This is a genomic window from Paenibacillus sp. 05T425 (genome assembly GCF_056396205.1).
Genome location: NZ_JBFTLA010000006.1, coordinates 400,992 through 413,810, shown reverse-complemented (window position 1 = coordinate 413,810; position 12,819 = coordinate 400,992). Strand labels below are relative to the sequence as shown.

General features: G+C 51.8%; 11 protein-coding genes. 9 read left to right on the top strand and 2 right to left on the bottom strand.

Translation table 11 applies throughout. From position 1 onward, the window contains the following. Window positions 1-6 precede the first annotated feature (6 nt). Window positions 7-285 (top strand): DUF6171 family protein, encoded by a 279-nt coding sequence (locus AC1DF0_RS16035; protein ID WP_442053202.1) that lies wholly within the window; start codon window positions 7-9, stop codon window positions 283-285. Window positions 286-652: 367 nt separating this feature from the next. Here the strand turns inward: AC1DF0_RS16035 and melA are convergent, their stop codons facing one another. Further along, a complete protein-coding gene (melA, locus tag AC1DF0_RS16030; protein WP_477574598.1) occupies window positions 653-1,951 on the bottom strand; it encodes an alpha-galactosidase in 1,299 nt (432 codons plus the stop codon). 192 nt (window positions 1,952-2,143) lie between these two features. Between melA and AC1DF0_RS16025 the strand changes: the two genes are divergently transcribed. Then, entirely contained in the window at window positions 2,144-3,013 is an 870-nt protein-coding gene (locus AC1DF0_RS16025; protein ID WP_442053204.1) for an AraC family transcriptional regulator, read from the top strand. Between the two features lie 16 nt (window positions 3,014-3,029). On the opposite strand, the gene AC1DF0_RS16020 is transcribed toward AC1DF0_RS16025, so the two are convergent. Then, window positions 3,030-4,052 carry a LacI family DNA-binding transcriptional regulator gene (locus AC1DF0_RS16020; protein ID WP_477574597.1) on the bottom strand — a complete coding sequence of 341 codons (1,023 nt, stop codon included), beginning with the start codon at window positions 4,050-4,052 and terminating at the stop codon, window positions 3,030-3,032. A gap of 150 nt (window positions 4,053-4,202) precedes the next feature. On the opposite strand from AC1DF0_RS16020, the gene AC1DF0_RS16015 reads away from it, so the two are divergent. The 7 genes from AC1DF0_RS16015 (at window position 4,203) to AC1DF0_RS15985 (ending at window position 12,795) form a co-directional block, all read left to right on the top strand. Beyond that, complete coding sequence (locus tag AC1DF0_RS16015) at window positions 4,203-5,993, top strand: L-fucose isomerase (RefSeq protein WP_477574596.1); 1,791 nt, start codon at window positions 4,203-4,205, stop codon at window positions 5,991-5,993. A 30-nt stretch (window positions 5,994-6,023) separates the two neighbouring features. Further along, window positions 6,024-6,683, top strand: coding sequence for a class II aldolase/adducin family protein (locus AC1DF0_RS16010; RefSeq protein ID WP_477574595.1), 660 nt, complete (start codon window positions 6,024-6,026; stop codon window positions 6,681-6,683). Between the two features lie 19 nt (window positions 6,684-6,702). Further along, window positions 6,703-8,211, top strand: coding sequence for a rhamnulokinase (locus AC1DF0_RS16005; RefSeq protein ID WP_477574594.1), 1,509 nt, complete (start codon window positions 6,703-6,705; stop codon window positions 8,209-8,211). Between the two features lie 18 nt (window positions 8,212-8,229). After that, window positions 8,230-8,667, top strand: a complete 438-nt coding sequence (gene fucU / locus AC1DF0_RS16000; protein WP_442052868.1) for an L-fucose mutarotase — start codon at window positions 8,230-8,232, stop codon at window positions 8,665-8,667. 249 nt (window positions 8,668-8,916) lie between these two features. Next, complete coding sequence (locus tag AC1DF0_RS15995; RefSeq protein WP_442052872.1) at window positions 8,917-10,470, top strand: spore germination protein; 1,554 nt, start codon at window positions 8,917-8,919, stop codon at window positions 10,468-10,470. Continuing rightward, entirely contained in the window at window positions 10,467-11,570 is a 1,104-nt protein-coding gene (locus tag AC1DF0_RS15990) for a GerAB/ArcD/ProY family transporter (protein WP_477574593.1), read from the top strand. The genes AC1DF0_RS15995 and AC1DF0_RS15990 overlap by 4 nt, the downstream gene beginning before the upstream one ends. Then, window positions 11,557-12,795 carry a Ger(x)C family spore germination protein gene (locus AC1DF0_RS15985; RefSeq protein ID WP_477574592.1) on the top strand — a complete coding sequence of 413 codons (1,239 nt, stop codon included), beginning with the start codon at window positions 11,557-11,559 and terminating at the stop codon, window positions 12,793-12,795. The genes AC1DF0_RS15990 and AC1DF0_RS15985 overlap by 14 nt, the downstream gene beginning before the upstream one ends. The last annotated feature ends 24 nt before the right edge of the window (window positions 12,796-12,819 follow it).

The following is a 12,819-nucleotide window of genomic DNA, read 5'->3' as shown; positions in this document are numbered from 1 at the left end:
CGAGACATGGCCAGCAGCGCGGGGCAGTGCAAAGGCTGCCGAGACGATTACCGTGTAACCGATGCGCAGATAGACCGCATATTGTCTGCGCCGATGTTCCAATCCGACATTTGCGTTCCGGACGATGTGTATGCGGAGCGGCTTGAGGCATGCAGCAAATGTGAGAAGTTCCAATACGGCACGACCTGTGCCGTATGCGGATGCTTCGTACGTATCGCGGCCAAGTACAAGGACCGCGCCTGCCCGAAGGCCGGCGACAGCCGCTGGGCGAAGCATGTGTCATAAGCTTGTGTTACTTATTTCTACGACAAGCCTCCCGTGAGTGAGCGGAGCTGTTTTTTTACTGCTTGTGAAATAGATAAGATGGAATCTTCAGCTTAATGTAAGTACATTAGTCAAAATGATCGAATTAGGATGGGAAATCCATCCTATCCCGGTTTGTGAGCCAAGATGGACGATCAACAAGCCTAGCTTTTGTACTATAGGATGGGAAATTCATCTTATTGAACGTTATAATAACGAGCTACTTAATAATAGGATGGAAAAGCCCGCTTATCGCAAAACAGCAAACGAATGTTAGCTGCTTATTAGCCGACCGGCGGCGAAAAAAGAGGCAGTGCCGAACATCTCGGCACTGCCTCTTATTCGTATTTTACTTATAGCTCGGCAGCCAAGTGCCGTGCGCTTCGATCAGATCGTCGCAGAGCGAGACGATGTCGTCCATCGACAGCTCGGCGGACGTATGCGGATCGAGCAGTGCCGCATGGTAGATATGATCGCGCTTGCCGGTGATGGCAGCTTCGATCGTCAGCAATTGAGTGTTGATGTTGGTACGATTCAGAGCCGCAAGCTGCGGCGGCAAGTCTCCGACGTACGTTGGCGTTACGCCGTTCGCATCGACGAGACAAGGTACTTCCACGCAAGCTTCCTTCGGCAAGTTGGTGATGAGTCCTGTATTCATAACGTTAGCACCGATTTTGAACGGTTTGTTCGTCTCAATAGCCTCGAAAATATAAGATGCATATTCATGACTGCGGCAGTGCTCGAGATTGCTGTCATTAACGAGCGACTCGCGCATCGACTTCCAGCCCTCGATTTGATTGACGCAGCGGCGCGGATATTCGTCGAGTGGGATGTTGAAGCGCTCCACAAGCTCAGGGTAACTTTTCTTAATGAAGTACGGGTGATACTCGGCATTATGCTCGGACGATTCGGTAATATAGTAGCCGAACTTAAGCATAAGCTCGAAGCGAACCATATCGTGATGCTTTTCCTTCTGCTTCTCCGCAGCGCGGCGTTTAATTTCCGGATACAGATCGACGCCGTCTTTGCTTGCTTCGAGCAGCCAAGCCATATGATTGATGCCGGCAATATTCCATTTGACGCCGGTCGGGTCCATATCCAGGTGCTTGAACAGGTCGGGTACGCATACTTGCACGCTATGGCATAGACCGACCGTGCGCACGCCGCCGTACGTATTCATGACATTCGTAAGGACGGCCATTGGGTTCGTGTAGTTGAGGAATAAGGCGTCCGGGCATACCTCGTTGATGTCGCGGGCGAAGTCAAGCATAACCGGAATCGTACGAAGGTTGCGGAAAATGCCCCCAATGCCGACCGTATCGGCGATCGTCTGACGCAAGCCGTATTTCTTCGGAATTTCGAAGTCGGTAATCGTACAAGGATCATAGCCGCCTACTTGGATCGCATTCACGACGTACTTCGCGCCGCGAAGAGCTTCCTTACGATCTGTATACGCTTTCACGACACAGCTGCTTCCACTCGTTTGCTTCAGGTTGAGCAGCATTTTCTCGGAATCGCTAAGACGAACGGCGTCGATATCGAATAACGCGATTTCGAAGCCTTGAAGTGCGGGAGTATGCATAACGTCACCCAAAATGTTTTTGGCGAAGACCGTACTGCCTGCCCCGATAAAAGTAACTTTCGACATAATCAATAATGACCTCCTGGATTAGTATAGTATGGTGTTGCTGAATTTGAAGTTGCTTGAATCGATGCGTTATTCACAACTTCAGTATAACGAGAAGGCAATGAAATTAATATGGAATTAACGATTTTATATATGGAGTAATGTTGCATCATTTAGTATGATGTAAGCAGTTCGAATTCAGGGGGCAATCAGATGGAAACGCATCATCAATTTGCGGTATCAGTCAATTCGGCGCCTATGAAAGGCGAGATGTCCGTATTATTCAGCGGCCGAGGCAAGCCTGTCGGCGGGCATTACATTGGCCCTGCCGTACATGATCATTATTTGATCCATGTCGTGTTGGCAGGTGAGGGCGTATTTGAAACGTTAGGCGAATCTTATGTGTGCAAGGCAGGTGATGTATTCATCATTTTCCCGGACATATTGGTTAGATATGAAGCGGATAAGGTGAATCCGTGGCAATATATGTGGGTAGCTTTCACGGGCGATATTGCAGATGCTTCATTGTCGGCCATCGGGATAACGCCTGATCGGGCCGTCATTCGCGATTGCTCGCTGCAGGCGATGAAGAAGCTGTTCCGCAGCGTTAGGAGCAGTATTGAGCGGGAAAGCTTCGCCTCGCTCGGCAATATGGAGGCGTCGGGCTGGCTTAGACTTATTTTGCATGAAATAGCGAGTAAGGGGGAGGGAGCGGCAGAGCATTCGGAGTCTGCTGCCGGGCAATCACGTTCTTACCGTCAAGTCGATCAGGCGATTCGCCTATTGACACTTCAATATGGGCAACCCCTGTCGATCGAGAGCCTCGCTCATCAACTAGGCTACCACCGGGCGCATCTGAATAAACTGTTCAAGGAGGCGACGGGGCTGTCGCCAATGCAATATTTATTCAAGGTACGAATGAAGAAGGCTGAGGAGCTGCTGGGAGGCGACTTAACGATTGCCCAGATTGCGTCATCCGTAGGCTACAACGACCCGCTCTTCTTTACGAAGCAGTTCCGAAAGTGGAGCGGGCGCACGCCAACCGATTATAGACGAGGAATTGAAGCTGACAGGCGTCCATAATGACACTCTATTTTCATTAGGTTTCGGCGTCCATCGTCTGTACAGAACGCCGGATGATGAGGTCGGCAGGGAGGACGATTTTTTTCCAAGGAAGAACCGCTTCCTTTTCTTGAATGCGCTCGATGAGCATTTGCGTGCCCATGTAGCCGAACTGATACGCTTGCTGGGCGGCAACGGTCAGGAACGGCTCCGCTTCCGAATAGGGGCCAAGATCGTCGAAGCAAACGAGCGATAGATCGTCGGGAACGCGCACGCCGCGTCCGCGCAGCATTCTAAGCGTCTCCACGGCAAGTACGTTATTGCCCGCCACGATAGCGGTCGGTTTCGGATCCAACTGCTGAAACCATTGCTCCATATCGGATAGGTCGCTAACAGGGCCGAAGCTCGTTTCGAACAAATAACTCGCATCATAGCTTAGATCGCTTAGCTTAAGTCCGTCCTGGTAGCCTTGCAGCCGAAGTCTGGCGCTGGACACCGAGGGCGAGCCATTGACCATAGCGATATGGCGGTGACCGGCGACGACGAGATGCGAGACCAGCTGTCTCGCGCCTTCCTTGCTGTCTCCGAGCACAATGTCGCATTCGATGCCGGGCACTTCACGGTCAAGCAGCACGAACGGCACGTTGTGCTTTCGGAGCGTCTCAAGATGCGGCAGCGACGGATCGCCGGCAGGAGCGACGAGCACGCCGTCCACGCGCGCGGTCAGTATCGTCGTAATATAGTCCGCTTCCTTCTCGAGGCTTTCATCGCTGTTGCCGAACAGCAGCCGATAGCCGAACTTTTTGGCAGCATCCTCCGCACCGCGCGATAGCGTCGTGTAGAACGGATTCATGATGTCCGTAATAAGCAGGAACAGCAGCTTGGTTTGCTGAAGGACGAGGCTGCGAGCCGTTTGGTTCGGCACATAGTTCATTTCCTCCATTACACGCTTTACCTTTGCCCGTGTCTTCTCACTGATTTTCCCCGTGTTATTGATAACTCTAGAAACGGTCATTGCCGATACATTCGCTTTGGCCGCTATATCATAGATCGTAACCATCTCATTAACCCCTTAACGTTAGCTTCCGCATGTTCTTTGATTTCTCTTACGTTCTATCATAACGAAAACTAGTCGTTGACAGCAACCGTTTTGCTTGTTATTTTAAGGTTATCGGTAACATTATTTTGATCCTATGGAGGTTGTTCTGACATGACAGAAGCAAATAATCGGTTTCAAAGCGGTTTTCCGAAGATCGGCATTCGCCCGACTATTGACGGCAGACGCAAAGGGGTAAGGGAATCGCTGGAGCAGCAGACGATGAACATGGCGATCGCAACGGCCGAGCTTTTGTCGGCTAATCTGCGTTATCCGAACGGCGAGCCAGTGGAATGCGTGATAGCGGATACATGCATCGGCGGAGTTGCAGAGGCGGCTGCTTGCGCGGATAAGTTCCTCAAAGTAGGCGTAGGGGTATCGATAACCGTAACGCCTTGCTGGTGTTATGGAACGGAAACGATGGATATGGATCCGTCCATCCCGAAAGCAGTATGGGGCTTCAACGGAACGGAGCGTCCGGGCGCCGTGTATCTCGCTGCTGTATTGTCCGGTTATGCGCAAAAAGGTCTTCCGGCATTCGGCATTTATGGCGAGCATGTGCAAGATGCGGGCGATACATCGATTCCTTATGACGTGAAGGATAAGCTGATCGGCTTCGCAAAAGCGGGTCTGGCAGTTGCTATTATGCGCGGCAAATCGTATTTGTCGATGGGCTCGGTATCAATGGGTATTGCCGGCTCGATCGTAAACGATGCTTTCTTCCAAGAATACCTCGGCATGCGCACCGAATATATCGATATGAGCGAGTTCGTAAGACGTATGGAAGAAAATATATATGACGGCGTGGAATTTGAGAAAGCGCTTACGTGGGTGAAAGAGAATTGTATCGAGGGTAAGGACAACAATCCCGACCATTTGCAGACATCCCGCGAGCGTAAGGATAGAGACTGGGAAACGGTTGTAAAAATGACGCAAATCGCGCGCGACCTCATGGTTGGCAATCCTCGCCTAGCAGAGCTTGGCTTCGGGGAAGAGGCTATGGGACATAATGCGATCGTCTCCGGCTTCCAAGGGCAGCGGCAATGGACGGACCATTTTCCAAACGGCGACTTCATGGAGGCTATGCTGAATTCTTCGTTCGACTGGAATGGCATTCGCGCTCCGTATATGGTGGCGACGGAGAACGACAGCCTGAACGGCGCCGTTATGCTGTTCGGTTATCTGCTTACGAATACGGCGCAAATCTTCGCGGACGTGCGCACCTACTGGAGTCCGGAATCGGTTGAACGCGTTACTGGCTACAAGCTGACAGGAGAAGCGGCAGGCGGCCTGCTGCATCTAATCAACTCCGGACCTGCGGCGCTTGACGGAACGGGTCAACAATCGAAGGACGGCAAGCCGGCGCTGAAGCCATTCTGGGAGATTAGCTCCGAGGAAGCGCAGGCGTGTCTGGATGCGACTTCATGGCGTCCGGCATCGGTCGAATATTTCCGCGGCGGCGGCTATTCCTCCGACTTCCTGACAAAGGGCGGCATGCCTATGACGATGTCCCGCATCAATCTCGTGAAAGGGATCGGACCTGTGCTCCAAATCTCAGAAGGTTATTCGGTCGAGCTGCCTGACCTTGTTCACGATACGCTTGATGTACGGACGGACTCGACTTGGCCGACGACTTGGTTCGCCCCTATCGTAACAGGCGAAGGTGCGTTTAAGTCGGTATATGAAGTCATGAACAATTGGGGAGCTAATCACGGCTCGATCAGCTACGGACATATCGGCGGCGATCTCATTACGCTGGCGTCGATGCTGCGTATTCCAGTGAATATGCATAACGTGCCGGAGGATCGACAATTCCGTCCGCGCGCCTGGGGTCTGTTCGGCACGGCCGATTCGGAAGGCGCCGACTACCGCGCTTGCAACAACTTCGGACCGCTTTATAAATAATACAAACGATCTACTGATGGAGGGTATCAAATGAGCAGCTTAGCCATTCGCGAAGAATTATGCAAGTATGCCCGCAAGACGGTCACGAATAAGCTCGTTGTCGGACCAGGCGGCAATATTAGCGCAAGGCATGAAGGTAAAATGTATTTGTCCCCAAGCGGCTTCGCTTTGGATGAGGTCGAGCCTGAGCAATGGGTCGAGGTCGATATCGAGTCGGGCGAAATAACGGATATCGGTCTGCGTCCATCCTCGGAGGTGCTCATGCATCTGTATGCGTATCGGGCCAATCCGAATATGGGCGCAATCGTGCATACGCATCCTCCATATTGTATCGCCTTCACGCTTGTCGAGCAGGAGCTGCCGATTATGTTCCCAGACCAGGCTGCATTAGTGGGCAAAACGTTGTACGTCCCTTATGTGTTGCCCACGACCCACAAGCTGGCCGACGCCTACGTTGAGGTCGCGGGTCAAGCAAGCTCGGTCTTGCTTGGCAATCACGGTCTCGTGACGTCGGGGCGCAACCTGCGCGAGGCGTATTATCGGACAGAGGTCGTGGAGGAGAGCGCGAAAATTTTCTTAATCGCCAAAGCGATCCGCGAGCCGAAAGAGCTCACGAAAGAAGAGTTCGAAGAAATCGCTTCGCTGGAGAGCGAAGCTTACCGCATCCAATTGCTGCAAAAGATGAAATGACGGTCAGGAGGTCGAAAGGATGAATAAGCTGGCATCCGTGCTCGCATTCGACCTTGGCGCGAGCAGCGGCAGAGCGTTGATTGGCGAGCTTATCTCGGGAGATGGCGATGGCGGGCCGAAGCTTAAGGTTACCGAAATTCATCGTTTTCCGAATGATGCGATTGCGGTAGGCGACCATCTGCATTGGGATATATTACGACTGCTGCAAGAGTTGAAGTCGGCGATTCGCCGGGCTTTCCAGGACGGCTTCGAGCCGCAAACGTTCGGCATCGACACATGGGGCGTCGACTTCGGGCTGCTGGATTCGAACGGCGAGCTTCTCGGCAATCCGTATCATTACCGTGATCCGCAGACCGAAGGTATCGTAGAAGAGCTCGCAGCGCTTATCGGCAAGGAAAACCTTTATGAGCAGGGCGGACTGCAATTCATGCCGTTCAATACGATTAATCAGATTTATGCGATGAAAAAAGCAGGTTCGCCTAAGCTTGAGGCGGCGCACACCCTGCTCCTTACTCCGGATTTGCTGACCTACTTCCTTACGGGAGCGAAGGTAAACGAGTTCACGATGGCGACGACGACGCAGCTGTTGCTGCCTCAGACGCAAGCTTGGAACGTCGAACTCATGGAGCAATTAGGAATTCCAAGCAGGCTGTTCCAAGCTTTGGTTAAGCCTGGAACGCGTATTGCTCCGCTAACTTCAGCGGTATGCTCCGAGCTCGATGTTCCGCCAATCGAGGCGGTTGCCGTCGGAACGCATGATACAGAGTCTGCCGTTGCGGCCATTCCGGCTACCAAGGTTGAACCGTTCGCTTATATTGTAAGCGGCACATGGTCGCTGCTTGGCAGCGAGCTGCAGCATCCCGTCGTCACGCCGGAAGCGATGGCGCTTGACTTCTCGAATGAAGGCGGCGCTTGCGATACGTATCAGCTGATCAAAAATATTATGGGTCTCTGGATTGTGCAGGAGTGCAAGCGCGAATGGGAGGAGCAGGGTTCTACGCTTGACTTCGGCGAGCTTGTTGAGCTGGCCAAGGAAGAGTTGCCTTTCCGCAGCCTGATACAGCCCGATAACCATTTGTTCTATGCGCCTGGAGGCATGATTGCTAGAATTCAAAGCTATTGCGAACATTCCGGTCAGCCTGTTCCGCAGACGAAAGGTCAAATCATGCGTTGCGTCATTGAAAGTCTCGCATTGCGTTATCGGCAAGTGCTTGGACAATTGGAGTCCTTGACGGGTCATACGTTCGGCGGGCTGCATATGGTAGGCGGCGGCATTCAAAATGAGCTGCTTTGCCAATTCACGGCCGATGCGATCGGCAGGCCGGTATGGACCGGCCCGGTTGAAGCGAGCGCGATTGGCAATATGCTCATGCAGCTTGTGTCGCTAGGACATTGTGCCGACTTGATGGAGGCGCGAATAGTTGTCTCCAGATCTTTCCCTGGGGGAGTCTATTTACCCTCGGAGGAATCAACCGATATCCAAGGCTTGGAAACGGCATATGAGCGGTTCATGCAGTTGCACTTATAAGGAGAGGAGCTTGCAACGATGTTAATCGGAATATCCAAACTCATTTCTCCTGAGCTGCTTAAAGTGCTTATGGAGATGGGGCATAGCGATGAGATCGTGCTTGCGGACGGTAATTTCCCGGCAGCAAGCCATGCTCAGCGGCTCATACGCGCAGACGGGCATCATGTGCCCGAGCTGCTGGATGCGATCCTTCAGCTGTTCCCGCTGGACCAATACGTCGATAAGCCGGCGGCTCTTATGCAGGTCGTTCCCGGCGACACGGTTGAAACGCCGATTTGGGCCAATTATGGTTCAATCATTGCGAAGCATACGGGGCTGGACTCTCCATTCGAGGAAGTGGAGCGATTCGCATTCTACGAACGGGCGAAGAAGGCGTATGCCATTATTGCCACCGGCGAGAGCGCATTGTATGCGAATTTGATATTGAAGAAAGGCGTCATCGCCGCTGAGAACTGAATATTAATAATTGAAGCAATCGCGATTAATTTAAGCCGTCTGCAGGACATGATCCTGCTGACGGCTTTTTGTCATGGATAATTTTGCATGGCCGCGCAAATGCTACTAATAATGTCCGAACTGCAATAGAGCCCCGGCGGAGAAGGAGATGAGCAATTGCCTATTTTTCATGGAACGAAAAAAAAGAAGCATGTTTATAATTCGACGGATACGCCACCCAGTCAATTTCTTGCAAGCCATAAGGATGATTTGATCAATGGGAGCCTTGAGGATACGATTGCTTTCATTTCGAAGCTGATCGGGACGAATACGGATCTGACTACACGGCGTTTTCGTATCTTCGGCCAGCATGAAGCAGCGTTGTTTTATTATACGAACCTCGTCAACCATACGAACATTAACGTAGATATCATGAAACCGCTCATGTATAAGCCGATCCATCTGACGGACAGAACGATCGCGGTCGATGAGCTGCAAGACATTCTAATCAATGATACGTTATACCAGAGCGAGGCGCTGCTGGAAAACAAAGTCGCTTTGCTTGTGGATGCAATCCTGCGCGGCGGAACGGTTGTCGCTATCGAAGGCGTCGATCAGGCGTTCGTGATCGGAACGCGCCAGATCGAGTCGCGAAGCATTGACCAGCCCGCAACAGAGCAAGTTATTCGCGGTCCGCGCGAAGGCTTTGTCGAGCTGCTCGGCACGAATATATCGCTGATTCGCTACAGGCTTCAATCACCGGATTTACGCATCGAATCGACGGAGATCGGGCAGAGGACCAAATCCAAGGTCGCCGTATGTTATATGGACGGGATCACGAATTCCGATCTGGTTAAGGAAGTGAACAGCCGGCTGTCGAAAATCGATATTGACGGCGTGCTCGATTCGGGTTATCTGGAACAGTTCATAGAAGACAATCATATGTCCCCGTTTCCCCAGGTTCAATATACAGAGCGGCCGGATAAGATCGTCGCCAATCTGTTGGAAGGCAGAGTTGCCATTCTCGTGGACGGCTCGCCGCTTGCGCTTGTCGTTCCAACGGTATTCAATCAGTTCTATCAGACGGTTGAGGATTATACGGAACGATATTTGCTGATGAGCGCCATTCGGCTGGCGAGGTTGGTCGCGCTAATGTTTTCGCTCATATTCCCGTCCTTGTACGTGGCGATCATTTCCTTCAATCCGGAGCTTATCCCGACGGAATTTGCGGTAGCGGTAGCGGGGGGGCGCGCGGGCGTTCCGTTTCCGGCTGTAATAGAGGTGTTGATCATCGAAACCTCGATGGAGGTACTGCGAGAAGCTACAATTAGGCTGCCGCAGCAGGTCGGCGGGGCGCTTTCCATTGTAGGCGTGCTCGTTATCGGACAAGCGGCAGTAGCGGCTGGTTTTTCCAGTCCGATTACGGTCGTTACCATCGCGTTAACGACAATTGGCTCATTCGCCACGCCGGCATACAATGCGGCACTCGCTTTGCGCCTGCTGCGTTTTCCTTTAATCATTATGGCCGGAATATTCGGGCTATACGGCATTATGATCGGATTGATCCTGATTGCCAACCATCTACTGTCGCTAAGATCGTTCGGCGTTCCTTACTTAAGCCCGCTCGTGCCAGGAAGCTATTCGGGCATGAAGGATTTAATTATCCGGGGGCCGCTGTCGTGGTTAAAAGAAAGGCCGTTCTTTCTTCAAACGGCTAATAAAACAAGATTCGCCGAACAGCCACAGCAGCCCTCGCCATCAGGGCGCGAGCCGGAGCTGCTGCAACCAGCCATAAACGATAACGAAGGAGAGTCGGAGCAATGAATCAATCCCGCCAAATAACAGCGATGCAGGCAGGTGCTATTATGGGCAGTACGGTCATAGGCGTAGGCGTATTGCCGTTGCCTCTGTTTGCCGTCCGCGCGGCTGATTCTGCGGCGCCTTTAGTTACGCTAATCGGCTTGTTGCTCGGATCGATAGGACTTTCGTTAGTTATTTGGCTTGGCATCCGGTTTCCCCGGAAGTCGATCATACAATATAGCGAGGATTTAATCGGCAGATGGCTGGCCTCGATTKGAAGTATTTCTATAATCGGATTTTTCGCTGTGTTGACGTCTCTGGCGGCACGTGAATTCGGCGAGGTGGTCGTAACCTCAGTCTTGAAATCGACGCCCGTGGAGATAACGGTAATCGTCATGCTTCTGCTTTCTGCCATTGCGACGAGAAACGGGATTACGACTTTCGCATATATGCATTATTTTTATTTTCCTCTATTGCTTGTTCCGGGGCTGTTAATCGTAGCGCTCTCTCTGAAGAACGCGGAGGTAATCAATCTTTACCCGATTATGATTCAGAAGCCTCAAGGCGTCATGCAAGGCGTGCTGACGATCGCTGCTTTATTTCAGGGAAATTTCATCATGACGTTGGTTATTCCTTACATGCTTGCACCGCGCAAAGCGATCAAGTCTGGGCTGTGGGGGATGATGATCGGGGGCGGCCTGTACGTTGTTATCGTTGCGGCAGCCGTCGGCGTCTTTGGTGCGGAAGAGATTAAAAATTTGCTCTGGCCGACGCTGGAGCTTGCGAAAGCGACTTCGCTGCCGGCTAACGTATTGGAACGGCTTGACGCCGCTTTTCTGGCCGTCTGGGTGACGGCCGTGTTTACGACTTTGCTGACGAGCTACTTTTTGACACTTTATGCGATGCGGCAGCTATTCCGATTAGGCGATCATAAGATGCTTTCCTTCTTCATGCTTCCTTTCGTCTTCGCAATGGCCATGATGCCGCAGAATATCGTCCAAATGTATAACATCGTTGAACTGGTGGGCCGAGTTGGCTTATGTATTACGATTGGATATCCAGCCTTGCTCATCATGATATCGCTCATGCGCAAGAAGAGAGGGAAGCCTGTTGCGGACCAATAGGATATGGAAACACATTCATATCGTTAGTATGCTTCTACTTTCCTCCATTCTGTTAAGCGGCTGCTGGGATCGCGTCGAGATCGACGAACGTGCGGTCGTGCTCGGTGTATCGATCGATACGGCGAGCGAAGAAGAGGAAGAGGTTGAGAGTGAGGTGACTCACGTGCAAGGCTCGCTGCCGGCTCCCGGCAAAGATATGGTCCACGTTGCGATCCAGATTGCACTGCCGGGCAGAATTCCGCTGGGACCAGGCGAAGGAGGCGGAGCAAGCGGAAATCCGGAGCAAACGCTGTGGGTGGTTGACGTCTTCGGACACTCTATCGACGATGCGTTCATGAATTTGCAGCAGCAGGTTTCGAGCAAGCTTTTTTTTGGGCATCTTCGAGTCATCGTTATCTCCGAGGAAGTCGCTAAACGGGGACTCGCCAACATCAACGATTTTTTTCGCCGGAACTCAGAGGTTCGAAGAATGGCTTGGTTAATGGTGTCCAAGGGAAAAGCGATTGAGCTAATGAAAGCCTCGCCGAAACTAGAACGAATCCCGACGTTATATTTGATGTCCACCTTGGATGAAGGCATAAGAATGGGGAAGTTTCCTAAGGATTATATCGGAATATTTTGGAGTAACATGTCCAAGAAGGGACAAGAGGGGTTCCTGCCGTATGTCGAGCTCAAAAAAAGCGACAACGTCGAGATAAAAGGGTTAGCTTATTTCAGAGGACAGAAAATGGTAGGCACCACTAAACCTCTCGAAATTGCCGGCTACCTGGGACTTCGCGGCGTGAATCCGGCCGGATATCGCGCAGTCATTAAGTTGGACAGTCCGACCGGTACCGTCATTACGAACGTCGCTCATCGCAGCTCGAAGATCAAGGTCAGTATCAATAGCGGCACGCCTCATTTTGTAATCGACGTCATGCTCGAGGTGAATGTGGAAGAAGTAATCGGGGGCGAAAGCTTATCGCTGGACAATCCCGGCATATTAACGCAGATTGAACAGAAACAGGGAGAGGCATCGGTCAAATTTTATGAAAACATCATTCGAAAAACACAGGAGAAGAAATCCGATATATTCGGTTTTGGGGAATACGTGAGAGCCAAAGAGCCGGGTTATTGGATGCGGCAAATCGGGACGAAGGAGAAATGGGAACGGATGTATCCGGACGCAACCTTCGAGGTCCATGTCGTTACGAAAATCCGCCGGATCGGCATGAAGGCAAAATAAAGGGCTGCGAAGCGGGCTTGGAGG